The sequence below is a fragment of the Ancylobacter pratisalsi genome (genome assembly GCF_010669125.1).
Lineage (GTDB): Bacteria > Pseudomonadota > Alphaproteobacteria > Rhizobiales > Xanthobacteraceae > Ancylobacter > Ancylobacter pratisalsi.
Genome location: NZ_CP048630.1, coordinates 3404512 through 3427686 on the forward strand (window position 1 = coordinate 3404512; position 23175 = coordinate 3427686).

Here is a 23175-nt window from a genome sequence, read left to right on the forward strand (position 1 = left end):
GATCGCAGTATGGAACGACTCAAAACGCCCCGTCGACAACTGTGCCCCGGCAGGGATAACGGAATCGAGACAGTGAGGGCTCCGTTCCCCAACCTATTGCGGAGTATGCTCGTTCTGGCCCGCCGGCGCCGCCAGCCGCGCCTCGATGGCGAGCATGTCGCGCCAGGCCATTCGCTTACCCAGCGGGGTGCGCAGCAGATAGGCGGGGTGGAAAGTGGCAAGCGCGGCAATGCTGCGGGTGCCGGTGTCGTAGGCCATCCACCGTCCGCGCGCCTTGGTGATGCCCTCGCGGATGCCGAGCAGCGTCTGTGCCGAGGGGCCGCCGAGGCAGACCAGAATGTCCGGGTTCGCCAGTTCGATCTGGCGGCGGATGAAGGGCAGGCAGATCGCGGTTTCCTGCGGCGTCGGGGTGCGGTTTCCCGGCGGACGCCAGGGCACGACATTGGCGATGTAGGCGCTGGTCCGGTCGATGCCGATGGCGGCCAGCATGCGGTCGAGCAGCTTGCCGGAGCGGCCGACGAACGGCTTGCCCTCGATATCCTCGTCGCGTCCGGGCGCCTCGCCGACCAGCATAAGGCGGGCGGCCGGGTTTCCGTCGGCGAAGACGAGCTGCGTCGCGGTCTGTTTGAGGGGGCAACCCTCGAACTGCTCCAGCAGGGTGCGCAGGGCTTCAAGCGTCGGGGCGCTGGCGGCGGCCTCGCGCGCTTCGAGCGCGGCCTGGTCCGGGGGCGCGGGCGCGGCAGGTGTCGATTGGGCAGGTGTCGGCGGGGCAGGGGCCTGGGCGGGCGTACGGCCGCGGACGGGCGCGGCCGCCGGTGCGCCGTTCGGCACCCCCGCCGTCGGAGCTGCCTCGCGCGCCGGGCGGGCGGCGGGGCGCTCACGCGCGGTTTCCTCGAACCGATCGACCGGCTCCTCGCCAAGCGCGATATCAACGCCCGCCTCCACATGGAAGGCGAGCAGCTCGGCGATGATATCGTGATCGCTAAGTGTCGGGAGCATAAAGGCGTTCTTTCGTCGGGGGCCGCATCCTAACCTCCGGGGGCGTGGTTGTCAGGACCGGCGCTCCATGAAAGAAGCGTAGAGACGGTCCAATCCTTCCAAGGTCGCCGGAGAACCCGATGAGTGAGCCTGCCCTGCCTGAACGTGAGGCGATGGAATATGACGTCGTTATCGTCGGTGCGGGACCGGCCGGGCTGGCGGCGGCGATCCGGCTGAAGCAGCTCAACGAGGAAACCTCGGTCGTCGTCGTCGAGAAGGGCTCGGAGGTTGGCGCGCATATTCTCTCCGGCGCCGTGATCGACCCCATCGGCCTCGACCGGCTTGTTCCCGACTGGCGCGAGGATGCCGATGCGCCGCTGAAGACGCCGGTCACCGACGATCGCTTCTATCTGCTCGGTCCCACCGGCGCGATGCGGCTGCCCAACGTTCTCATGCCCCCGCTGATGAACAATCACGGGGCCTATATCGGCTCGCTCGGCACGGTGTGTCGCTGGCTGGCCGGCCGCGCCGAGGCACTGGGCGTCGAGATCTATCCCGGTTTCGCCGCCGCCGAAGTGCTCTATGACGAAAACGGCGCGGTCGCGGGGATTGCGACCGGCGACATGGGTGTCGGGCGCGATGGCGTGCCGACCGCCGGCTTCACCCGCGGCATGGAACTGCGCGGCAAGTACACATTCTTCGCGGAAGGGGCGCGGGGCTCGCTGACCAAGCAGCTGATGGCCCGCTTCGACCTCGCCGAAGGGCGCGAGCCGCAGAAATTCGGCATCGGGCTCAAGGAGCTGTGGCAGGTTTCGCCGGAGCAGCACCGGCCGGGACTGGTGCAGCACTCCTTCGGCTGGCCGCTGGACGCTGCGACGGGCGGCGGCTCGTTCCTCTATCATATGGAGGACCGGCAGGTGATGGTGGGCTTCGTGGTCCACCTCAATTATGCGAACCCGTATCTCTCGCCGTTCGAGGAGTTCCAGCGCTTCAAGACGCATCCGCTGGTGCGCGGCACGCTGGAGGGCGGCAAGCGCCTTGCCTATGGCGCGCGGGCGATCACCGAGGGGGGCTGGCAGTCCGTGCCCAAGCTCGCCTTCCCGGGCGGCGCGCTGATCGGCTGCGCGGCCGGCTTCGTCAACGTGCCGCGTATCAAGGGCAGCCATAATGCGGTGCTGTCGGGCATGCTCGCCGCGGAGAAGGTGAGCGAGGCGCTGGCCGAGGGCCGCGCGGGCGACACGCTGGCGGCCTATGAGGCGGGCTGGCGTGGGTCCGACATCGGCCGCGACCTCCACACGGTGCGCAATGTGAAGCCGCTGTGGTCGAAGCTCGGCACCTATGCCGGCATCGCGCTGGGCGGGCTCGACATGTGGATGAACACCGCGCTCGGCTTCTCTCCTTTCGGCACGTTGAAGCACGGTAAGCCGGACCATGCGACGCTGAAGCCGGCGGCGCAGTGCCGCAAGATCGAGTACCCGCGGCCCGACGGCGTGGTGTCCTTCGACCGCCTCTCCTCGGTGTTTCTGTCCAACACCAATCATGAGGAAGAGCAGCCGGTGCACCTCAAGGTCGCCGATATGGATCTGCAGAAGACGTCGGAGCACGACGTCTTTGCCGGCCCCTCGGCGCGCTATTGCCCGGCGGGGGTTTACGAATGGGTGGAGAAGGCGGGTGAAGAGGTCTTCGTGATCAACGCGCAGAACTGCGTGCACTGCAAGACCTGCGACATCAAGGATCCCAACCAGAACATCACCTGGGTGGCGCCCGAGGGCGGTGGCGGGCCGAACTACCCGAACATGTGAGGCGCCGGGGGGCTCGGCTGATCAGGGCGTCGCGGTGAAGACCGGGGCGCCGCCCGCCCTCAGAACAGGTTCATCACGAAGGCCAGCAGCAGCACCGCCGAACCCCAGAGATCGCTCGCCATGGCCACGGTCTCGCGCATGCCGCGGTGCGGGCGCCTGAGATGGTTGATGCCGGCAAGGCCGAGGAAGACGCCGCCGATGAAGGCCACCGGCAGCGTCCAGCTGCTGAACAGCATGGAGAGCAGGCCGGCCAGACCGATGGAGGTGTTGGCGAAGCCGAGTTCGCGGGCGATGATATAGGCGCGCGGCTCGTCCACGCCGAGAATGCTCTTGAGCGTGAAGCCGGGTTTCCAGATCTGGGTGATGCCGGCGAGCAGCAGCCGCACGCCGACCGCCCAGAACGCGAACCATTTGATCGACACGGCGAGGAAACCGCCAATGCCAGTGGTGGTCGCCAGCTCGGCCGAGATGCTGAAGATCGGCAGCACCACCATGGTGAGCAGGATGATTGCGTAATACATGGCTTCCCCCCGGGCACGGCGCGCCCCGGAGGACTGTGACGCCCCACGCCCCGCAGGGTCAACCGGGCACCGCCGGCCATTGGCGGTTGGTTTAACGGTTAGTTGAGAGGCCGGGGCGTGTCACAGGCGCCCAGGGCGAGCGTCATCGAAACGTTACGCAAGGTTCATCCACGCGTCACCGCCCGCCGATACCCCAAGCTGGATTTTAACTGGCTGACGGGGGACCGATGGCGGCAGCTCTCCAACTCGACCGCGTAAGCAAGACCTACGGCTCGAAGGGGGGCCCCAACCTCCGCGCTGTCGACAACGTCTCGCTGACGATCCGCGAGGGGGAACGCGTCGCGCTGATCGGGGCTTCCGGCTCGGGCAAATCCACGCTGATCCGCCTCGCTGCCGGTCTCATACTGGCGGATGCGCAGGGCGGTGGCTCTGGCGCCGTGCACGCGTTCGGCATCCGCGTGCAGGAGAACGGGCGCCTGGCCCGCGAGGTGCGCGCGGCGCGGCGCAATATCGGGCTGGTGTTCCAGCAGTTCGCGCTCTCCGGCCGGCTGTCGGTGATGACCAATGTGCTGGTGGGAGTGCTGGGGCGCATCAGCGCGCTGCGCGGCACGTTCGGCCTGTTCAATGCCGATGAGAAACGCACCGCCTATGCCGCGCTGGCCGAGGTCGGCATCGCCCAGCACGCCGCCAAGCGGGCGCGCGAACTCTCCGGCGGCCAGCAGCAGCGCGTCGCCATTGCCCGCGCACTGGTGCAGGGCGCCAAGCTGGTGCTTGCCGACGAGCCGATCGCCTCGCTGGATCCCAAATCGGCGAAACGGGTGATGGACACGCTGGTGACCATGAGCCGGGACTACGGCATCGCGCTTGTCGTCTCGCTGCACCAGGTGGACTACGCCACCGCCTATTTCGACCGCGTGATCGCGATGAACGGTGGTCGCGTCGTGTTCGACGGTCCCGCCTCGAAGATCAATGCCGGCTTCCTGACCGAGCTCTACGGCGCCAGCGCCGAGGAGCTGATCCTGCCGAGCCAGTTCGCGGTGGCGGCTCCCGCCGTCACCCATCACCCATCATCCCAGCCCGTATCCTGACAGGAGCGACCCTCATGAAGCGCATTCTTGCGGCCGGCCTCGTGCTCGCCGGCCTCACCGCCCCGCTGGCGGCCGAGGAAATCAAGGAGCTGAACTTCGGCATCATCTCCACCGAGTCCTCCGCCGGCCTCGCCAAGAGCTTCGACCCGATGCTCAAGGACCTCGAGAAGGCGGTCGGCATTCCGGTCAAGGCGTATTTCGCCCAGGACTATGCCGGCGTGATCGAAGGCATGCGCTTCAAGAAGGTCGACCTTGCCTGGTTCGGCAACAAGTCGGCGATGGAAGCCGTGGACCGCGCGGAAGGCGAAGTGTTCGTCCAGACCACCAAGCCGGACGGCACCAAGGGTTACTACTCGCTCATCATCGCCAATGCCGACAACAACAACGTCAACACCCTCAAGGACGTGATCGACTGCTCGAAGGGCCTGAACTTCGGCAATGGCGATCCCAACTCGACCTCGGGCAACCTGGTGCCGAGCTACTACGTGTTCGCGCTCAACAAGGTCGACCCCAATAAGTGCTTCAAGCGCGTCGTGGTGTCGAACCATGAGGGCAATGCGCTGGCCGTCGCCAACAAGCAGGTCGACATCGCCACGAACAACACCGAGTCGATGGACCGCCTGAAGCAGCTTCGTCCCGACGACGCGGCCAAGATCAAGGAAGTGTGGCGCTCGCCGCTCATCCCGTCCGACCCGCTGGTGTGGCGCTCGGACCTGCCGGCCGACCTGAAGGCGAAGATCTACACCTTCTTCCTGACCTATGGCCGCCTCGGCTCGGACGCGGAAGTCGAGCGCCAGCGCGCCGTCCTCGCCAAGACCTCGGATGGCTGGGGCGTGTTCGTGCCGTCCTCGAATGCCCAGCTCTATCCCATCCGCCAGCTGGCGCTGTTCAAGGACCGTCTCAAGATCGAGGCCGACACCAAGCTCTCCGCCGACGAGAAGGCCAAGAAGCTTGAAGCCATCGACGCCCAGCTCGCCAGCCTCGACGAGCAGATGAAGAAGACCCCGGCCATGTGATCGGGGCGGGTGCGGGGCCTCGTCCCTAGTGCCCGTCGAACCGCCGCGACGCAGATCCCGGAGGGGCACGGCGCCCTTCCGGGATCTTCTTGAAATAACGCCCCTGCACACCGCGCCGTCTCGCCCTGGGCGAGACATGTGACGAGGAATGCCCACGCCATGTTCGCCTTCGACGCCGTCCACCGTGCCGCGACGAGTACCATGCCGCCGCCTCCGCAGGTGCCGCTGGCGACCCAGCTTGGGCGCCTTCTGCTCGGCGCCATCACGATCGCGGTGCTGGTTTTCGCCTGGTATGAGGCGGAGATGGACCCGGCGCAGCTGGTGCGCGATTCCGGCAACATGGCGACGCTTGGTGCCGACTTCCTGCGTCCCGACTTCTCGGAGCTGAGCCTCTACTTCGACAAAATGCTGGAGACGCTGGCGATTGCGATCTGGGGCACGCTGCTCGCGGTCATCGCGGGCATTCCGCTCGGCGTGCTGTCGGCGGACAATGTCGTGCCGGGCTGGGTGGCGTTCCCGGTGCGGCGGATGATGGATGCCTGCCGTGCCATCAACGAACTGGTGTTCGCGCTGATTTTCATCGCCGCGGTCGGGCTCGGCCCGTTCGCCGGTGTACTCGCGCTGTTCATCCATACCACGGGCGTGATCGCCAAGCTGTTCTCCGAAGCCGTGGAGGCGATCGACCCCGCGCCGGTCGAGGGCATTCGCGGCACGGGTGGCACCTGGCTGCAGGAGATCGTCTTCGGGGTGATCCCGCAGGTGTTGCCGCTGTGGATTTCCTACGCGCTGTACCGCTTCGAATCCAATGTGCGGTCGGCGACCGTGCTTGGCATCGTGGGTGGCGGGGGTATCGGCATGACCTTCAACGAAACCATGCGCGGCTTCCTGTATTCGCAGGCCTCCGCGATTCTGATCCTGGTGGTGCTGACGGTTTCCGTGCTCGACATGGTCAGCCAGCGCATCCGCAAGCGGTTCATCTAGACGAGTGGCAGGTGGGCGCGGGCCAGAAACCTGGCCCGAAGAATTGGCTTCGACATCAAGCACGGGCCGATAGGCCGTGCCTTGCTGCGATTTCCGCCCATTTTATCGTGCGTTTTCGCAATGACGCCAGGCCTCCTGCCGGCTTGCGGGGCGTCGGCGGGCACATAGCTGAATCTCCGAATGGGCGCAGAAGGCGCCCGAACGGAGTAACGTCTATGTCGAGAAAAGAGATCGCCGTGGCGATGGTGGCGGCTGTCATGGCCCTGAGCGCGGGCGCGGCGCATGCAGGTGGGCGCAGCAAGGACGACCGCGTCAATTTCTATCGCACCCTGCATGAATCGGCCCAGCCCTGGAAGGCGCTGTTCGGCATGAGCCCGGCGCCGACCGCGCCGGTGGTCGCTCAACCGGCGGCCAAACCAGCCACCCCCGCCAAACGCTGAGCATCCGCCGAACGCACAGGCAGCGGCGCACGCCCTACGGCACGGCGCGCGCCGCACGCTCCGCACAGAATTGACGCAAGGTCATAGCTTTCCAAAGTTTAATTCGCCGGCCATGATTCGGCTGAGATTGGCGACACTAGTATTCGTCAATCCCTGCCGACGTGTGTCTTGGCGCCCCCAGACTTCGGAGTAGCTTTCTTGCGCTCGATTCTTGCCCTGCTCGCCGATGTGTGGCGGCTGTCGATTCCCTATTTTCGCGGCGATGACAAATGGCGCGGTGGCGCGCTGCTCGCGGCGGTGATCGCGCTTGAGGTTGGCTGGGTCTATGCCAGCGTCCTGATCAACGAGTGGAACAACGCGTTCTACAATGCGATCCAGGAAAAGAACTACGCGGCGTTTACGCATCAGCTCTGGCTGTTCGGCTTCTATGCGACGGTGGCGATCATCATCGCCGTCTACCAGATCTATCTGAGGCAATGGCTGGAGATCCGCTGGCGTACCTGGATGACGGAGAAGTATCTTTCCGCCTGGCTCGCCAACGAGACGCACTACCGCATGCGCCTGAAGGGCGACAGCGCCGACAATCCGGACCAGCGCATCGCGGAGGACATCCGCGCCTATGTCACCCAGACCATCGGCATCTTCATCGGGCTGCTCAGCGCGGTGATGACGCTGGTTTCCTTCGCGGTGATCCTGTGGGGGCTTTCCGGGGATTTCGCGTTCAATCTTTTCGGCTTGTCGCTTGATATTCCCGGCTATCTGGTCTGGGCGGCGTTCGCCTACGCCGCCGTCGGCACGCTGCTTACCCACCTCATCGGGCGGGTGCTGGTGAAGCTGAACTACGACCAGCAGCGTTTCGAGGCGGACTACCGCGTCGATCTGGTGCGCGTGCGCGAGAATGGCGAGCAGATCGCGCTGATGGGCGGCGAGGGGGTGGAGCGCGAGCGGCTGCTCACCCGGTTCACCAGCGTGGCGCATAATTTCTGGTCGATCATGATCGCCCAGAAGCGGCTGACCTGGTTCACCGCGGGCTATGGGCAGCTGTCAGCGGTATTCCCGCTTATCGTGGTCGCGCCGGCCTATTTCGGCGGCAACATCGCGCTCGGTCAGCTGATGCAGACCGCTTCCGCCTTCGGGCAGGTGCAGGGCGCCTTCTCCTTCTTCATCAACGCCTATTCCTCGCTGGCGGAGTGGAAGTCCGTGGTCGACCGACTGACCGGCTTCCAGCACTCGGTCGAGACCACGCAGGGCGAGGCGCTGAATTCGGGCTATCGGCAGGTGCCGGCCAATGACGGCTCCGCGCTGAACGCGACCGACCTCGAAGTGCGTCTTCCCAATGGCGAGGCGTTGCTGACGGTGGAGGGGCTTACAGTACGGCGGGGCGACAGGGTGCTGCTCACCGGGCCGTCGGGTTCGGGCAAGAGCACGCTGCTGCGCGCGCTGGCCGGTATCTGGCCCTATGGCCATGGCGAGGTGGCCGTGGAGGCCGGCGCGCGCGTGCTGACCCTGCCGCAACGACCCTATCTGCCCGTGGGTTCGCTGCGCGGCGCGCTGGCCTATCCCGATCCCATGGAACGTTATTCCGACGAGGAGCTTCGGCTGGTGCTGGAGGCCGTTGGGCTTCCCGAACTCGCCGGCCGGCTCGACGAACGCGGACTGTGGTCGGCTGTGCTGTCGGGCGGCGAACAGCAGCGGCTGGCGGTAGCCCGGGCGCTGCTCATCCGGCCCGACATCCTGCTGCTGGACGAGGCGACGTCGGCCCTCGACGAGCCGGGCGAGGCCAGGCTGTACGGTGTGCTGCGCGAGCGGCTGGCCAACAGCGCCATCCTCTCCATCGGCCATCGCTCCACGCTGCTGGAGCTGCACGAGCGGCACCTGAAGCTGGAACGTCCCGCCGAAGGGCCGGGACGGCTCGCCATGGCGGCCCCGCTTGCCGCGGAGTGACGCCGGGAAGCCGTCAGGCCACGGGGGCTGTCGGCACGGCGGGCGCGGGTGCCTTGGCCGGGCTTTCCGGCGATGCGGTGGCTTCCGCCTCAAGCGCCAGGGTACGGTCCAGCAGGATCTCATAGATCGGCCGGCCGCCGAGTGACTGCGCGATCATGTTGGAGAAGATGGTGGTGAGCATGACCGGCACCAGGATGCCGTAGGAGCCGGTCAGTTCCATCACCAGCACCACGCCGACCAGCGGCGCGCCGATGGTTGATGCGAACAGCCCGCCCATGGCCGCGATGGCGAGAGCCTGCAGGCCGTTGTCGGGCAGCGCCACCACTGTGTCGATCGCGGTGCCGTAGCAGAGCCCGATCGTGGTCGCCAATGCCAGGATCGGCGCGAAGATGCCGCCGGTGACGCCGGTGGAATAGCTCGCCATGGTCATGGTGAAGCGCAGCACGACGATGAGCGCGAGAATACCGAGCGGGCGGCCTTCCTTGGCCAGTGTGACGGCGAGGATCTCGCCACCCTTGGTGGCCTCGGGCAGCGCGAACACCAGCACGCCGACGATCAGGCCGACGACGGCCGGGAAAATGTAGAACGACCAGCGCAGCCCAATGCGGCGGACGGTGTTGAGCGACCAGACAAGCGTCCGGTTGAACCCGACACCGACAGCGCCGAGCAGCAGGCCCAGCACGATGAACACCGGATACATGCCCATCGGCACTTCCGGCACCACCAACAGCATGAATGGCACGCTGCCGGTGATGGACGTGGTGACAATGGCGCTGGAAACGGAGGCCAGCACGACCGCGATATAGGTGCGGGCGCTATAGGGGAACTGGCGGCGGGTTTCCTCGATGACGAAGAGGACCGCGGCGAGAGGAGCGTTGAAGGCGGCGGCAAGGCCGGCCGCGCCGCCGGCCGCGAGCAGGGCGCGCATGTCGCGTGCGGTCCAGCCCATCAGGTCGGAGACGGCTTTGGCGATCGAGGCGCCGATATGGATGGTGGGGCCCTCGCGGCCGAGCACCATGCCCGAGCTCAGCGCCAGCAGGCCGCCGACGAACTTCACGGGAAGCACGCGGCGCCAATGCACCTCGCGCAGACCTTCCATCGCGCCCTCGATCTCGGGCACGCCCGAGCCGGCGGCCTCCGGCGCGAAGCGCCGCACCAGCCAGAGCGAGACCAGGGTCATGGCAGCGGCCACCAGCGCGGCGGCAACATAAAGCGCCGGGCCGTCCAGCCCCATCCCCGTGTCGAGAAAGGTTGGCCAGCCCTGGGCGAGCATGTCGACACCGAAGTGGAAGGCGGAGCCGACGAGCCCGACGGTTGCCCCTATGACGATGGCCGCGGCGAAGTACGCCACGTTGCCCGACAGAATGGCCATTCCCGTTCTCGACCTCCGGACCGTTCAATTCGCGGGCATCGGTATCACCGTCGACCGTGTACCGGAAGCATGGAGCGGGCCAATTTATACGCCGCGAAACGTTTCATCGTTTCGCGGCGCACCTTTTCCGGTACCGATCAGAGCCGCCAAGATCGTCCGATCACGGCAGCGCCGGCGCATAGGTGGCGACCGGCTCGACCTTGTCGATCAGCCCGTGGTCCTTCATGAACTGCGCGAATCGCGCATACCGCCCGGTGTCCAGCGCGGCAGGGGCATGGGAAAAGTGGCGCAGCGTGTCCTTCCACGCGGTGCGATTGAGCTCGTCGTCGAGCTTCGGGTTCGCCTTGACGAAGACGGCCCAGGCCTCATCCGGATGGTTGAGCACGTAGATCGTCGCGTCCTCCACAGCCGCGAGGAAGCGCTTCAGGCGCGGGTCGGCCAGCTTGTCCTTGTGCGCGACGTAGATCAGCTCGTCGAAGATGGGCACGCCATGCTCTTCCGGGAAAAAGGCGACGCCTTCCTTGCCTTCCAGCTTGATCTGGGTGAGTTCGAAATTGCGGTAGGCGCCGATCACGGCGTCGACCTTGCCCGCCACCAGCGCCGGCGAGAGCGCGAAGTTGACGTTGATCATGGTGACGTCGCTCGGCTTGAGGCCGGCATCGGTGAGCATGGTGCCGAGCAGAGCGTCTTCCAGTCCGGCCACGGAGTAGCCGACCGTCTTGCCCTTGAGGTCGGCGATCGACTTGATCGGCCCGTCCTTCAGCGCCACCAGTGCCGTCAGGGGTGTCGAGACCAGTGTGCCGATACGCGCGAGCGGCAGGCCCTCATTCACCGAGAGATAGATGCTGGGCTGGTAGCTGACCGCGATATCGGCCTGCCCGGCGGCAACAAGGCGCGGCGGGGCCGAAGGGTCGGCGGGAGCCACCAGATCCACATCGAGGTCGTGGGCCTCGAAGAACCCCTTCTCCTTGGCGATGACAAGCGGGGCGTGGTCGGGATTGACGTACCAGTCCAGCAGCACGGTGAGCTTGTCGGCCGCGGCGGCCGGCGTCAGCGACAGCGCGAGGCCGAAAGTGGCGGCGGCGATGAATTTGAAGGTTTTGGTCTTGAACATGGATCTCCTCGCAGTTGGAGATCCGGCACATGAGCTTTCGGGGGAATTCCGGCGCGGGACCCCGCAGGACCCACCGACGTTCCGTCCCTTCGCCGGCATGACCCGGATCAGGTTCAAAGGGTCTGGCATGTGCCATCTCAGCCCCTGAGACCCTTGCGGGCCGGCGGGACACCCCTCGGACGCGGCAACGCTAGCAGAGCTGGCATGCCGGGGCAAATGTATGGGAAACGCGGAGTTGCGGGCGGTTCACGCGCCGCGCCAACCATCCAGATAGGCGACACGCTCCACTCCGGCGAAGCGGGCAAGGCGCCCGAGTTCGGCGTCGAGGGCCGCGAGGCGGCCGGTGGAGGCGCGCACGCCGGGCTCCAGCCAGAGCCGGCGCACATCGAGCACGCCGGCCTTCCGGTCGGCTTTCATGTCAATCCGTCCGACCATGCGGTCGCCCTCGAGAATGGGGAAGACGTAATAGCCGTAGACCCGCTTCGGGGCGGGCACGAAGACCTCGATCCGGTAGGTGAATCCGAACAGGCGCTCCGCCCGGTTGCGGTCGCGCAGCAGCGGGTCGAACGGGCTGAGCACCCTGAGGCGTGCCGGCGGCGGGGGCAGGGCGGCGAAGGCCTCGGCGCATCCCCTGAAGGCGTGGGAAGCACGGGTGCGGCTGCCATCGGCCAGCGCGATGGAGACCGGCTCCAGCCGGGAGGCGTTGGCCGCCACCCAGCGCCGTGCCTCGTCGGGCGAAACCAGGTCCCAGAATGCGGCGATCTCGCCATGAGTGGCGAAGCCGAGCCGTTCCAGTGCGGAACTGCACGCCCAGTCGACGAAGGCGTCCACGCTGACCTCACCCTCGAAGTGGCGAGCGGGTATCACGCGCTCGGTGAGGTCGTAGACCTTCTGGAAACCCTCGCGCCCGGCGATGGCGAAGGTGCCGGTGCGCCAGTGATATTCGAGCGCGGTCTTTTCCGGGTGCCAGTTCCACCATCCGCCGGGCGGGCGCTTCTCCGCCTCGAAGTCGCGGGCCATCAGGGGGCCTTCGCGCTTCACCCGCTCCATCACATGGTCGACATAGGTCTCGAAGCCGTTCTCGTGCCAACTGCGCCAGCGTTCCGCGAGGCTGTCGCGGGCCCGCGCGAAGCGGTGCTTCCAGTAGATGAAGAAGGCGCTGGGAATGATGGAGGCGTCATGGGTCCAGTGCTCGAACAGCTCGCCATCCTTCTCCAGAAGGGCGGCCAGATGCTCGTGCCGGTAGCTCGGATTGCGCGCGAACAGAATGTGATGATGGGCGCGCTCGACGGTGGCTATGCTGTCGACCTGCACGAAACCGATCTCGTGGATCAGCGCGAGCAGCTCTGCCTTGCCAAGCTTGCCGCGCGGCCGGCTGAGCCCCTGTCGGGCGATGAAGATGCGCCGCGCATCTGCGTTGGAAAGCTGGAGCATCGTACTAGTCCGGCGTTGTTTCCGGCGCCCACGGCACCATGCGGGTAAGGGCGCGGTCGACCAGTGCGAACAGTGTCAAGGCGATGGCGAGCAGGACGGCGAGGGCGGCGAAGACCATGTCGGTCTGCATGCGGGCGTTGGAATAGATCATCAGATAGCCCAGCCCCGCGGAGGCGCCCACCCATTCTCCCACCACGGCCCCGATGGGCGCGACCGCTGTCGCCACGCGCAGTCCCGAGGCGAGCGCGGGGAGCGCGGCGGGCACGCGGATGAGGCGCAGCGTGGTGAAAGTGCCGGCTGCGCTCAGGCGGGCGAGGTCCACCAGCCCCTGCTCGGTACGTGCAAGGCCATCATGAAAGGCGGAAGCGACGGGGAAGAAGATGATGAGGCTCGCCATCACGATCTTCGAGGACAGGCCGAAGCCGAACCAGATGACCAGCAGCGGGGCAATGGCGAAGACCGGCAGCGCCTGTGCCACCAGCAGAACCGGCCGCATCGCGCGCCGTGCCATCGGCGAGGAGGCCATGGCAAGCGCGCAGGCGACGCCCAGCACCGAGCCGCAGACCAGCCCGAGGAGCATCTCGCCCAGCGTAATCGCGGCATTGTGTGCGAGGATGGCCGCGTTGTCCCACCCCGTCAGCGCGATGCGCAGCGGGCCCGGAAGGATATAGGCGGGCACCTTGAAAAGACGCACGGCGCCTTCCCAGATGCCCAGCAGAAAGAAGGTGATGGCGAGTGCGCGCCCTATGGCGGCCATGCGGGGAAATCCTACATTAGTCGAGACCCTTATAGACGGGAGGGGCCAGGGATGCGACTTCGATGTCGGCGCGAACATGGTATCCCTTGACGCCTGTCAACGCAGCGCCAGTTGATTGGTCTTAACGTTGCGGAACGTAGAACAAGACAAGGAGTGGAGACGCACCATGATCAAGGACATTCTCGTCAGCCTTCGTGTGGGTGAAGGCGTGGACACGGCAGCCGACTATGCGGTTTCGGCGGCGTCCCAGCTCGGAGCGCACCTTACCGGTGTCGCGGTGACCTATGAGATCGATGTTCCGCCGGTTTACACCGAGGCGTTCTCAACCGACTTCCTGCAGTCGCAGCGGGCGGAGAGCCAGCGCATGGCGCAGGTCGCCATCGACCATTTCGGCGAGGCCGCACGGTCCATGGGATTGAGCGGTGAAGTGCGCCGGGTCGACGGCACGCCCGGTGGCGCAGCCGAGCAGATTGGCGTGATGTCGCGTCTCTACGACCTCGCCATCGTCAACCAGTCCGATGCCGACCGCATGGGCGCCGAGGAAGTGATCACCGAGGCGGTGCTGTTCGATTCGGGACGGCCGGTGCTCATCGTGCCGCGCCAGTACAACAAGCCGTTCTCGGCCAAGCGCATCATGGTGGCCTGGGATGGCGGGCGTGCCGCCGCTCGCGCGGTTGCCGAGGCCCGGCCGCTGCTTGCGCATGCTAATCTTGTCGAGGCCGTCGTCGTGGAGACCGGCCGGACCAAGAAGGCCAATGCGCTTCCCGGTGCCGACCTTGCCCGCCACCTTGCCCGCCACGAGAAGACGGTCGAACTGCGCAGCCTGGTGCCGGGCTCTGACGAAAGCGTGGTCGACGTGCTGCTGAAGGAAATTGCGGCGCGCGACATCGACATGGTGATCATGGGTGGCTACGGCCATTCGCGGCTGCGCGAGTTCGTGCTGGGCGGCGTGACCCGCGACGTGCTGGACCGCATGACGGTGCCGATGTTCCTCGCGCACTGATCCTTCCGGCCTGACGACCGCAAGACCGAACCCGGCGCACCCTTCGCGCCGGGTTTTTTTTGCGCTGGGCGAAAGCTCTAGCCCTCGGATGCGGCCTGGAAGGCGGCTTCGGCGAGATCGGTCTCGCGCAGCAGTTTCTGGGCGAGATCGGCGGAGACGCGATGGCCACGGGACAGTTTGACGATGGCCGCGCGTTCGGCCTTTAGCGCCAGGATGTGGAGTTCCTCCTCGTCATGGCGTTCGATGGTATCGCTGACGGGCATTGTCGCTTCGGGCTGAAGTTGAGACAGGCGATGCCGGTAGGAGTCCGCGACCGAGGCGACGGCCGCGAGATAGACACCATCGCCGCTATCCCCCCGCTCTCCCGCGCTCGCAAGTGCCGCGATCGCCGCCTTGGCGACCTCGATCCGCGCGTTGCGCTCCTGCAGGTCCCGATGTGGCTCGGGTGGCCCTTCAATGCCGTCCAGCAGGCTGGGCAGGCTGACATTGGCGACGATGAGGGAAAGCAGGATCACGCCGGCCGCGATCAGGATCACCAGGTCGCGGGAAGGAAACGGCGCGCCATCCGGCAGGACGAAGGGCAGGCTTAATGCACCGGCGAGCGTGATTGCGCCCCGCACGCCAGCGGTCGACATGGCCGTGACAAGCCGCCAGTTCGGCCTTGTGCGCCCACCCGCGGGGGCGGGGTGCCGGTGCAGCGAGATGGCAACCGAAATCCACACCCAGGTGAAGCGCAGCACGGCGAGGGCGCCTGTGATCGCCAGCACATACAGGGCGAGCCAGCCCAGGCCCGGATGTCCGCTTTCGGCGGCGCTGGCACTGACGCGGGACATGATGTCGGGCAACTGCTCGCCGAGCAGAAGGAAGATCGCGCCGTTCAGCGCGAACTGCAGCGTCTCCCACACCGCGTTGCGGCGGATCCGTGTGAGGGCCAGCGCGCGTCCGGAAAGCTCGACCCAGCTCATCATCATGCCGGCGGCGACCGCTGCAAGCACGGGCGAGCAGCCGATCGAATCCGCGAGTATGTAGGTCGCGTAGGGCGTCAGCAGGCTGATGAGGATCTGCGACGAGGTGTCTTCGCCGAGGCGCGCGACGATCCAGAACTTGATGGAGGACACCAGCAGGCTGAGCGCGGCACCCACGGCGATGCCGCCGGCCGCGGCCCAGACCAAGCTTCCCAGGGACGGCCAGAATTGGAAGCTTCCCGTCATCACTGCCGCCACAGCCAGCCGCAGGCACACCAGGCCGGACGCATCGTTGAACAGCGCTTCTCCTTCCAGCACGCGCAGCATGCGGCGCGGGATCGGCACGTTCGCAGCCATGGCGGTCGCCGCAACCACATCGGTGGGCGAGAGCACCGCCGCGAGAGCAAAGCAGACCGCGAGCGGCATGGCGGGCACCATGAGGTGAAGCAGCGCGCCGAGGCCGAACACGGTGAAGAACACCAGACCAAAGGCGAGCGAGAGAATTGACGGGGCGTTCTCCTGAAGATCCTTCTTGGGAACCCGCCAGCCATCGAGAAACAGCAGAGGCGGCAGGAAGAGCACGAAGAACAGCTCCGGTTCCATTTTCACGCCGAGATCGCTGGTCAGCCCGATGGCGGCGCCTGCCGCGATCTGCACCAGCGGCAGCGCGATGCGGTTACCCAGCGCCCGCGCGATCCAATGCGACAGGACGACGCCGGTCAGCAGGACGAGGATGATCCAGATCGCGCCCATGGGCAGCTCTCTCGCAAAAGGACATGAGCGCGCCGGCCTCCCGGTCGCCCGACAAAAAAAGAGGTGACGATGGAATGGACACCATCGTCACCTGAATTAATCGAGGGAGGGGAACGACGGCGGGGCCGTCGAGATGAACGATCTCATTTTCCCGACCCTCGCACTTGCCGGTTGGCATCGCGTTGTCGCATTCGAACACCTTTGCGCCAGGACGCGCACGTCGACGCCTACACCATGAACTCCTGCCGAAGGCTGGCATTGTGCGCGTTGAGCGCGGGAGCCCCGGGGCGGATGTGGGGGTCGGCATAGCCCGCCATTTTGAAGGGCGTGCCGGGCATGGTGATGCCGCCGGCTTCGATCTGCATGTTGCGCGCCTTTATCTGCGGTTCCGCGAAAGCCTGCGCCACGTTGAGCAACGGGCCGACGGGCACGCCGGCTGCGTGGATACACTGCAGCCAGTGAGCGGCCGGCTGGCGCTTCAGTTCGGTCTCCAGCTCGCTCTTCAGGGCGTCGACATGGGCGATGCGGGCCGAGTTGTCGCGAAAGCGTGCGTCGTCTGCCAGCTCCGGGCGCCCGATCGCCGCGCTCAACGCGTGGAACAGATGATCGTTTCCACAGCAGATGGCGACGTGTCCGTCCGCGCATTCAAACAGATCGAAGGGGGCGAGGAAGGGATGCCGGTTTCCGATCCGCTCCAGCGCGTGGCCCGTGGCCGTGACTTCCATCGCGCCGTGCTCCAGGAAGGCGAGCGTCGAATCGAACATCGACACGTCGACATGCGTTCCCTTGCCGGTCTTCTCGCGGGCATAGAGCGCGCTGGTGATGCCGGCGAACAGGTGCAGTCCGCCGAGCAGGTCCGACAGCGAGGTGCCGACACGGGTCGGCGGCCCATCCGGGAAGCCTGTCATACTCATCAGCCCGCTCATGGCCTGGATGATGGTGTCATAGGCAGGATAGGTCGCCAGCGGTCCGTTCTGTCCGAATCCCGAGGAGGAGGCATAGACCAGCCGTGGGTTCACCTTGGCGAGCTCCTCATAGGAGAAGCCGAGGCGCGCCATGACGCCGGGGCGATAATTCTCCGCCAGCACATCCGCCCGGCGCACCATGTTCAGGAACACGGCCCGATCGGCGTCGGCCTTGAGGTCGAGAACGATGCTCTCCTTGCCGCGATTGACGAAGGCGAAATAGAGCGATGTGTCGCCCAGGAAGGGGCCGTATTCGCGGGTGTCGTCGCCATGGCCGGGTGGTTCCACCTTGATGACGCGGGCGCCGAGGTCGGCCAGCATCATGGTGCCAAAGGGGCCGTTGAGGACATGGGTCAGGTCAATGACCAGCAGTCCCGAGAGCGGACCGGCGGCAGGTGTTGCGGCCGAGCTGCTGGCAGCCGGGCTCGTGTCAGCCGCGTTCATGTCAGCCGCGTTCATGGCGCGTCTCCTCCGTGCCTCGACCGGGTCGCCCTTCCGCGGACCCGTGCAGCTGCGACACATACCGCACCACGATGGTGCCGATTCTACGAAATCACCCGATCCGCGCCGCGCGGCGAATGCGACAAGGCTGCACGGCGGCGATCAGCGGATGACAATGCAGGCAGGGAATGCGCGGGTAAGCCGGCGACGCACGCGAGGGGCGAGCCCAAGCCCTTCGTCCCGGCGCCCCCGATAGGCCCGAGGGCCCGGCGAGTGTCGTTCGTGCGGGTGATTCTGGTACAGCTGGGTGGGCTCGAACCACCGACCTCCGGTTCCACAGACCGGCGCTCTAACCAACTGAGCTACAGCTGCGTGCCAGAACGGCGCGGAACCTACTTGGGCGGCCTCCGCTTTGCAAGACCACCTCACGCGGTAAGCGCGCCTCATGTTTCGGGCGCGGCTGCGAACGGTGGACAAGTGCCCACGGGCGGGTTCCGGATATCATCCGGCAGCAGGGCGTCGTGGCATGCTTCATGTATGCATTGATGCATACAATGGCTAACGGGCGCGGCGGCGCCCTGAGCGGGAGGATATCATGGACGGGCAACATCCCAAGGCCGAGGCCGACCTCGGGGCCTTTCTCGATGCGGCGCTGGCCGTGGCCGAACTGCCGCTTGAGCCAGAACTTCGTCCGCGCGTGCTGATGCATCTGCGCACGGCGGTGGAGATGGCTCAAATCGTTACCTCCTTTCCGCTTTCTGACGAGGCCGAACCGGCGCCGGTGTACCTGCCGTGAGCGCGCCCACCGGTCTTGAACCCGCCATCCCCGATCCCGTCGCCGCCGAATTGTTCGCCGGCCCGGCACTCGCCCTTGCCCGCGCCGTGCGCGAGGGGCGGATCAGCGCGCGTGCGGTGGTGGAAGTGGCGCTTGCCCGCATCGCCGCCATCGACCCCGTGCTCAATGCCTTTACCGATGTGACGGCCGCGCGTGCCCGAGCGCAGGCCGACGCGCTGGATGCGGCTCGTGCGGCGGGCGCCGAACTTGGGCCGCTGGCCGGCGTGCCCTTCGCGGTGAAGAACCTGTTCGATCTGGAGGGCCTGCCGACGCGGGCGGGCTCCAGGATCAATCGCGACCACGCCCCGGCGACCCGCGACGCGACGCTGGTGGAGCGGCTGACCGCTGCCGGGGCCGTCTGTCTCGGCGGACTGAACATGGGCGAGTACGCCTATGATTTCACCGGCGAGAACCTGCATGACGGCAATTCGCGCAATCCCCATGACATCAACCATATGTCCGGCGGTTCGTCGGGCGGTTCAGGCTCGGCGGTGGGGGGCAAGCTGGTGCCGCTCGCGCTGGGCTCGGACACCAATGGCTCGATCCGGGTGCCATCGTCCTTCTGCGGCATTTTCGGCCTGAAGCCGACCTATGGACGGTTGTCGCGCGCGCGCAGCTTTCCCTTCGTGGCCAGCTTCGACCATCTCGGCCCCTTTGCCCGCAATGTCGGCGACCTCGCGGCCGTCTATGACGCGCTGATGGGCCCCGATCCGGATGACCCGGCCATGACCGGGCGACCGGCCGAGCCGACGTTGCCGCAGCTCGGCGACGCAGACGGCCTTCGCGTCGCGGTGCTCGGTGGCTGGTTCGCCCGATCAGGCACGCCGCAGGCTTATGAGGCGGTGGCGCGCGCGGCCAAGGCGCTGGGCGCCACGCGGACGGTTGAACTGCCGGAGGTCGAGCGGGCGCGGGCGGCGGCCTTCATCATCACCATGGCGGAGGGCGCCTCGCTCCATCTCGACCGCCTGCGCGACCGGCCCGGCGATTTCGATCCGGCGGTGCGCGAACGGCTGCTCGCGGGTGCGGTGTTGCCGGCTGCGTGGATCGCGCGGGCGCAGAAGTTCCGGCGCTGGTTTCACGACCGGGCACTGGAGCTGTTTCAGGAATGGGATGTGCTGATCGCCCCGGCGACGCCGGTGCCGGCGCCGCGAAGCGGGCAGGCGACCTTTGTGCTGGACGGCAAGGAAATGCTGGTGCGGCCGAATATCGGCATCTACACGCAGCCGATTTCCTTCATCGGACTGCCGGTGGTGGCCGCGCCGATTCCTGGCGGGGAGCCGCTGCCGATCGCCGTGCAGCTCATCGCCGCGCCCTGGCGGGAGGACGCGGCGTTGAAAGCGGCACGGGTTCTAGAGGCCGCCGGCGTCGCCGTCGCGCCGGAGCCTTCGCTTTAGCGGCTCAGGCCGCGCGCGGGAGCGCGTTTACTTCGACGGTGACATGGGACAGCCCGTCAATATGGGCGAGCTGGTCCTTGTAGGTACCGGGCGCTTTGGGCGTGGCGGCGCGTAGCGCCACGACCGCCGCGTGGTGGCCGGGGCCGATCTGCCACACATGCAGGTCCGTGACCGTCACGTCGGGACGCTCCAGCGTCGTGCGAATGGCCTGCGTCAGGCCGCGGCGCGGCGCCGAGAAATCGAGCAGCACGCGGGCCGTGTCCCGCAGCAGGCCGAAGGACCAGCGGGCAATGACAACGGCGCCGACGACGCCGATGACCGGATCCAGCCAGAGAAAGCCGTAGAGGCTGCCGCCAAGCAGGGCGAGGATGGCGAAGACAGAGGTCAGGGCATCGGTCAGCACGTGCAGATAGGCGGCGCGCAGATTATTGTCGCGAGCGGCCTTGTTCGCCTGTGGCGGCATGCCATGCGGATGGTCGTGGTCGTGCTCGTCTTCATGGGAGTGGCTTTTATGGTCATGCCCGCCGTGGCCGTGGCCATGATAATGGTCGTGGTCGTCGCGCAGCAGCCAGGCGCAGACCAGATTCACCACCAGGCCGAAGATCGCCACCACGATCGCTTCGTTGAAGTCGATTGATACCGGTGCGGCGATCCGGAGGGCACTCTCCCAGCCGATCAGCAGCGCCACCATGGCGAGCACAATGGCGCTGGCGAAGGCTGCGAGATCGCCGACCTTGCCGGTGCCGAAGCTGAAGCGCGCATCGTCCGCGTGGCGCGCCGCGTAGCGATAGGCGAATGCGGTGATGAGCATGGCGGCGGCGTGGGTCGACATGTGCCAGCCATCGGCCAGCAGCGCCATGGAGCCGAACATCGAGCCGGCGGCGATCTCCAGCACCATCACGCTCGCGGTGATGGCAATGACGATCCAGGTGCGGCGCTCGTGGCGGCGATGATCTTCGCCGAGGAAGTTATGCCCGTGGACGTCCGAGAGCGTGCCGATGGCGAGGGCGGGCGAGGTTTTCTGATGCATGGCGAGTGCTCCGAGGATCACTTCAGATAGGTGCGGATGACGTCGAGCAGTTCGCCCGCGCCGCGTGCGCGTGCGGGGTCCGGTTCGGTGGCCGGGTCGACGACGTGGTGGCGCATGTGGTCTTCGATCAATTCGACCGAGAGGCCGTTCACCGCCCCGCGCACCGAGGCGACGAGCTGGAGCACGTCGGCGCAGCCGATCTCCGCTTCAAGCGCGCGTTCCACCGCCTCGACCTGCCCGCGAATACGCCGCACCCGCGCCAGCAGCCGGGATTTTTCCTTGATCGTGTGGGACATCGCTCTCTCGAATATAGGGTACCTCCCTATATTATACGTCACGTCGGCAATGTCACCCCTCGACGTGGCTGGCATCGATCAGTCGCGACGGAAGACGAGATTGGCGATGAAGCCCACCGCGAGGGCGCCAAGGGCGGTTGCCAGCCCATAGAGCCAGGCATGGTCCTGCGCGGCGGTGGCGACCGCCTGCTCGAAATCGACCTTGGTGACGTCGAAGCTGACAGTGCCGCTGACCATGAGCATGCGGTCGGTGAAAACCTTCACCTCGACCGAATAGGTGCCAACGGGAGCGATGCCGGGGATTGGGATCACCGCCCGGAACACGCGCGGCGAAATGAACTCGACGGCGTTGGTGCGCTCGAAGTACAGCCCCTGGGACTGCTTCACACGCAGAAAGGCCTGCCGGAACGGGTCGTCGGGCACTACGTCCGCATAGTCGGCTCCCACCCGTTGCAGCAAACGGTTCTCCGCGAAACCCGCCTGCTCCTGCCGAAGTAGCTCGGGGTCGGCCATGAGGGCGGGCGCGCGGTTGCTCAGAACGGCGAGGTAGGACGGCGCGGCCAGGAAGGAGCGGCTGTCGACATTCACCCACATGCCGAAGCGCCGCTCCTTGCGCCAGGTCACGAAGCTCTCGTCGGGCCCGCGCACCGTGCCGACGACATCGAACGCCGCGTCGAGCGCCAGGCCCGGCTGCGGCTCGATGACCCCGAACAGGACGATGCTGTCGCCGGCGAAGCTCGAGGCGATGGTCACGCGGGACTTCGAGAGCGAGAGCACGAGATGGGACTGCGGGGCCTCCGGCTGCGCCGCCGCTGGCTCCGGTACGCCGAGCAGCGCCAGAATAAGGGGGATGAGCAGGGCGAGGGACCTGCTCATCGCGTGCTCTCGTCAATGGTGACCGCGTAGAGCTCCGCCGGCCGGGCAACCTGATCGTAGGCGACCCGAAGTCCGACGGCCAGCACCAGCACGCCGAGCAGGAAGCGCAGATTCTCCGCCTTCATGGATTGCCCGGCGCGGGCGCCGAACTGGGCCCCGATGGTGCCCCCCACCATCAGCACCAGCCCGAGTACGGCGTCCACGGTATGGTTGAAGATGGAATGCATGATGATGGCTGCGACCATGGTCACAAGCGTCAGCAGAAGCGAGGTGGCCACCGAGGTCAGTGTCGGCACGCGCAGAAGGTAGATCAGCGCCGGAACCAGCAGAAAGCCGCCGCCGACGCCCATCAGCGAGCCGATGACGCCGATGGTGAAGCCGATCGTTACCACCGGGATGATGGAGACATAGATGCGGGACTGGCGGAAACGCATCTTGAACGGCATGCGCAGGAACCAGGGATGGGCGCCGGGGCGCCGCAACTGGGCTTTTACCCCGCGCCATTCGCGCAGCAGGGCGCGCACGCTCTCGATCACCATCAGCGAACCGATGGTGCCAAGCAGCGCGACATACGCGATCGCGATGACGAGATCGAGCTGACCGAAGCGTCGCAGCACGTGGAAGGTCAGCACGCCGACGAGCGTTCCCGCCAGGCCTCCCGCCAGCAGGACAAGGCCCAGTTCAACGTCCACCAGCTTTCGCCGCATGTAGTTGAGCGTTCCGGAGAAGGACGAGGCGGCCATATGGGTCGACACGCTTGCCACCGCCACGGCGGGGGGCACGCCGAGAAAGATCAGCAGCGGAGTCATCAGGAATCCGCCGCCTACACCGAACATGCCGGAGATGAACCCCACCGCGATGCCCATGGCGAGGAGGGTGAAGATATTCACCGGCAGTTCAGCGATCGGAAGATAGATGGTCACGGAACAATCCGGTGCGCGGGACGATCAGGCTGCGGCGTTCGCATTGGAATTAGCAGGATTCCGCTAACAAGGAATAAGCGCGCGACACGCGCGTTCAGACACGTGCATCAACGTGCGCGGCTGTCTCGATGGGCATTGGCGGCCGGCCCGCCGGTTTCTGGTATGAATTATGCGGTATCTCTAATATAAAAATATTCATGTGTAGTATTATTATGTTGCACCCTGGTATGTGGTGTTCATTTCTTTA

Annotated in this window: 21 protein-coding genes, 1 tRNA gene and 1 riboswitch; of the genes, 9 read left to right on the forward strand and 13 right to left on the reverse strand. The window is 66.4% G+C overall.

Annotated features, from left to right (window positions below; translation table 11 throughout):
• Positions 1-93: 93 nt before the first annotated feature.
• A complete protein-coding gene (locus G3A50_RS15970; protein ID WP_163076185.1) occupies positions 94-999 on the reverse strand; it encodes a uracil-DNA glycosylase in 906 nt (301 codons plus the stop codon).
• A 119-nt stretch (positions 1000-1118) separates the two neighbouring features.
• On the opposite strand from G3A50_RS15970, the gene G3A50_RS15975 reads away from it, so the two are divergent.
• On the forward strand, positions 1119-2780 hold the full coding sequence (locus G3A50_RS15975) for an electron transfer flavoprotein-ubiquinone oxidoreductase (protein WP_163076186.1): 1662 nt from the start codon (positions 1119-1121) through the stop codon (positions 2778-2780).
• A gap of 59 nt (positions 2781-2839) precedes the next feature.
• On the opposite strand, the gene G3A50_RS15980 is transcribed toward G3A50_RS15975, so the two are convergent.
• Positions 2840-3301, reverse strand: a complete 462-nt coding sequence (locus G3A50_RS15980; protein ID WP_163076187.1) for a hypothetical protein — start codon at positions 3299-3301, stop codon at positions 2840-2842.
• A gap of 227 nt (positions 3302-3528) precedes the next feature.
• Between G3A50_RS15980 and G3A50_RS15985 the strand changes: the two genes are divergently transcribed.
• From G3A50_RS15985 to G3A50_RS16005, 5 genes are all read left to right on the forward strand, one after another.
• Positions 3529-4389, forward strand: a complete 861-nt coding sequence (locus tag G3A50_RS15985; protein WP_163076188.1) for a phosphonate ABC transporter ATP-binding protein — start codon at positions 3529-3531, stop codon at positions 4387-4389.
• A gap of 14 nt (positions 4390-4403) precedes the next feature.
• A complete protein-coding gene (gene phnD, locus G3A50_RS15990) occupies positions 4404-5405 on the forward strand; it encodes a phosphonate ABC transporter substrate-binding protein (RefSeq protein WP_163076189.1) in 1002 nt (333 codons plus the stop codon).
• Positions 5406-5564: 159 nt separating this feature from the next.
• On the forward strand, positions 5565-6386 hold the full coding sequence (gene phnE / locus G3A50_RS15995) for a phosphonate ABC transporter, permease protein PhnE (protein WP_163076190.1): 822 nt from the start codon (positions 5565-5567) through the stop codon (positions 6384-6386).
• Positions 6387-6601: 215 nt separating this feature from the next.
• Positions 6602-6826 (forward strand): hypothetical protein, encoded by a 225-nt coding sequence (locus G3A50_RS16000; protein ID WP_163076191.1) that lies wholly within the window; start codon positions 6602-6604, stop codon positions 6824-6826.
• A 198-nt stretch (positions 6827-7024) separates the two neighbouring features.
• Complete coding sequence (locus G3A50_RS16005; protein ID WP_163076192.1) at positions 7025-8770, forward strand: ABC transporter ATP-binding protein/permease; 1746 nt, start codon at positions 7025-7027, stop codon at positions 8768-8770.
• Positions 8771-8783: 13 nt separating this feature from the next.
• On the opposite strand, the gene clcA is transcribed toward G3A50_RS16005, so the two are convergent.
• The 4 genes from clcA to G3A50_RS16025 all read right to left on the reverse strand — a co-directional run bounded on the left by clcA (position 8784) and on the right by G3A50_RS16025 (position 13447).
• Positions 8784-10142 carry a H(+)/Cl(-) exchange transporter ClcA gene (clcA, locus tag G3A50_RS16010; RefSeq protein ID WP_163076193.1) on the reverse strand — a complete coding sequence of 453 codons (1359 nt, stop codon included), beginning with the start codon at positions 10140-10142 and terminating at the stop codon, positions 8784-8786.
• A 160-nt stretch (positions 10143-10302) separates the two neighbouring features.
• Entirely contained in the window at positions 10303-11256 is a 954-nt protein-coding gene (locus tag G3A50_RS16015) for an ABC transporter substrate-binding protein (protein ID WP_163076194.1), read from the reverse strand.
• 67 nt (positions 11257-11323) lie between these two features.
• A riboswitch (TPP riboswitch) is annotated at positions 11324-11442 on the reverse strand.
• Between the two features lie 60 nt (positions 11443-11502).
• On the reverse strand, positions 11503-12690 hold the full coding sequence (locus G3A50_RS16020) for a winged helix-turn-helix domain-containing protein (protein ID WP_163076195.1): 1188 nt from the start codon (positions 12688-12690) through the stop codon (positions 11503-11505).
• 4 nt (positions 12691-12694) lie between these two features.
• Positions 12695-13447: an ABC transporter permease gene (locus G3A50_RS16025; RefSeq protein ID WP_163076196.1), complete on the reverse strand. Its 753-nt coding sequence runs from the start codon at positions 13445-13447 to the stop codon at positions 12695-12697.
• 166 nt (positions 13448-13613) lie between these two features.
• Between G3A50_RS16025 and G3A50_RS16030 the strand changes: the two genes are divergently transcribed.
• On the forward strand, positions 13614-14450 hold the full coding sequence (locus G3A50_RS16030; RefSeq protein ID WP_163076197.1) for a universal stress protein: 837 nt from the start codon (positions 13614-13616) through the stop codon (positions 14448-14450).
• 77 nt (positions 14451-14527) lie between these two features.
• Here G3A50_RS16030 and G3A50_RS16035 read toward each other — a convergent pair whose 3' ends face one another.
• From G3A50_RS16035 to G3A50_RS16045, 3 genes are all read right to left on the reverse strand, one after another.
• Positions 14528-16168: a Na+/H+ antiporter gene (locus G3A50_RS16035; protein WP_163076198.1), complete on the reverse strand. Its 1641-nt coding sequence runs from the start codon at positions 16166-16168 to the stop codon at positions 14528-14530.
• Between the two features lie 227 nt (positions 16169-16395).
• Positions 16396-17592 (reverse strand): CoA:oxalate CoA-transferase, encoded by a 1197-nt coding sequence (gene yfdE / locus G3A50_RS16040; protein WP_246251765.1) that lies wholly within the window; start codon positions 17590-17592, stop codon positions 16396-16398.
• Positions 17593-17869: 277 nt separating this feature from the next.
• Positions 17870-17946 (reverse strand) — tRNA-His (locus G3A50_RS16045).
• 223 nt (positions 17947-18169) lie between these two features.
• On the opposite strand from G3A50_RS16045, the gene G3A50_RS16050 reads away from it, so the two are divergent.
• Together G3A50_RS16050 and G3A50_RS16055 are read left to right on the forward strand one after the other, a co-directional pair.
• Positions 18170-18370: a DUF4089 domain-containing protein gene (locus tag G3A50_RS16050; RefSeq protein ID WP_163076199.1), complete on the forward strand. Its 201-nt coding sequence runs from the start codon at positions 18170-18172 to the stop codon at positions 18368-18370.
• Between the two features lie 26 nt (positions 18371-18396).
• Entirely contained in the window at positions 18397-19803 is a 1407-nt protein-coding gene (locus tag G3A50_RS16055; RefSeq protein ID WP_163077723.1) for an AtzE family amidohydrolase, read from the forward strand.
• A 4-nt stretch (positions 19804-19807) separates the two neighbouring features.
• Here G3A50_RS16055 and dmeF read toward each other — a convergent pair whose 3' ends face one another.
• The 4 genes from dmeF to G3A50_RS16075 all read right to left on the reverse strand — a co-directional run bounded on the left by dmeF (position 19808) and on the right by G3A50_RS16075 (position 22928).
• Positions 19808-20833, reverse strand: a complete 1026-nt coding sequence (gene dmeF, locus G3A50_RS16060; RefSeq protein WP_163076200.1) for a CDF family Co(II)/Ni(II) efflux transporter DmeF — start codon at positions 20831-20833, stop codon at positions 19808-19810.
• 17 nt (positions 20834-20850) lie between these two features.
• Positions 20851-21129 carry a metal/formaldehyde-sensitive transcriptional repressor gene (locus tag G3A50_RS16065; RefSeq protein ID WP_163076201.1) on the reverse strand — a complete coding sequence of 93 codons (279 nt, stop codon included), beginning with the start codon at positions 21127-21129 and terminating at the stop codon, positions 20851-20853.
• A 78-nt stretch (positions 21130-21207) separates the two neighbouring features.
• Positions 21208-22005, reverse strand: a complete 798-nt coding sequence (locus tag G3A50_RS16070; RefSeq protein WP_163076202.1) for a TIGR02186 family protein — start codon at positions 22003-22005, stop codon at positions 21208-21210.
• The gene (locus G3A50_RS16075; RefSeq protein ID WP_163076203.1) at positions 22002-22928 is read right to left on the reverse strand and encodes a sulfite exporter TauE/SafE family protein; all 927 of its coding nucleotides are present in this window, start codon (positions 22926-22928) and stop codon (positions 22002-22004) included. Before G3A50_RS16075 ends, G3A50_RS16070 begins: the two co-directional genes overlap by 4 nt.
• Positions 22929-23175 lie beyond the last annotated feature (247 nt).

Excerpts from the sequence above, each read along its gene's own strand:
- phnD (WP_163076189.1), top strand. The coding sequence starts at position 4,404 with ATGAAGCGCATTCTTGCGGCCGGCCTCGTGCTCGCCGGCCTCACCGCC.
- G3A50_RS16015 (WP_163076194.1), bottom strand. The coding sequence starts at position 11,256 with ATGTTCAAGACCAAAACCTTCAAATTCATCGCCGCCGCCACTTTCGGC.
- G3A50_RS15985 (WP_163076188.1), top strand. The coding sequence starts at position 3,529 with ATGGCGGCAGCTCTCCAACTCGACCGCGTAAGCAAGACCTACGGCTCG.
- G3A50_RS16065 (WP_163076201.1), bottom strand. The coding sequence starts at position 21,129 with ATGTCCCACACGATCAAGGAAAAATCCCGGCTGCTGGCGCGGGTGCGG.
- G3A50_RS16030 (WP_163076197.1), top strand. The coding sequence starts at position 13,614 with ATGATCAAGGACATTCTCGTCAGCCTTCGTGTGGGTGAAGGCGTGGAC.
- yfdE (WP_246251765.1), bottom strand. The coding sequence starts at position 17,592 with ATGAACGCGGCTGACATGAACGCGGCTGACACGAGCCCGGCTGCCAGC.
- G3A50_RS15970 (WP_163076185.1), bottom strand. The coding sequence starts at position 999 with ATGCTCCCGACACTTAGCGATCACGATATCATCGCCGAGCTGCTCGCC.
- G3A50_RS16070 (WP_163076202.1), bottom strand. The coding sequence starts at position 22,005 with ATGAGCAGGTCCCTCGCCCTGCTCATCCCCCTTATTCTGGCGCTGCTC.
- G3A50_RS15980 (WP_163076187.1), bottom strand. The coding sequence starts at position 3,301 with ATGTATTACGCAATCATCCTGCTCACCATGGTGGTGCTGCCGATCTTC.
- G3A50_RS15975 (WP_163076186.1), top strand. The coding sequence starts at position 1,119 with ATGAGTGAGCCTGCCCTGCCTGAACGTGAGGCGATGGAATATGACGTC.
- G3A50_RS16025 (WP_163076196.1), bottom strand. The coding sequence starts at position 13,447 with ATGGCCGCCATAGGGCGCGCACTCGCCATCACCTTCTTTCTGCTGGGC.
- G3A50_RS16035 (WP_163076198.1), bottom strand. The coding sequence starts at position 16,168 with ATGGGCGCGATCTGGATCATCCTCGTCCTGCTGACCGGCGTCGTCCTG.
- G3A50_RS16000 (WP_163076191.1), top strand. The coding sequence starts at position 6,602 with ATGTCGAGAAAAGAGATCGCCGTGGCGATGGTGGCGGCTGTCATGGCC.
- phnE (WP_163076190.1), top strand. The coding sequence starts at position 5,565 with ATGTTCGCCTTCGACGCCGTCCACCGTGCCGCGACGAGTACCATGCCG.
- G3A50_RS16020 (WP_163076195.1), bottom strand. The coding sequence starts at position 12,690 with ATGCTCCAGCTTTCCAACGCAGATGCGCGGCGCATCTTCATCGCCCGA.
- G3A50_RS16050 (WP_163076199.1), top strand. The coding sequence starts at position 18,170 with ATGGACGGGCAACATCCCAAGGCCGAGGCCGACCTCGGGGCCTTTCTC.
- dmeF (WP_163076200.1), bottom strand. The coding sequence starts at position 20,833 with ATGCATCAGAAAACCTCGCCCGCCCTCGCCATCGGCACGCTCTCGGAC.
- clcA (WP_163076193.1), bottom strand. The coding sequence starts at position 10,142 with ATGGCCATTCTGTCGGGCAACGTGGCGTACTTCGCCGCGGCCATCGTC.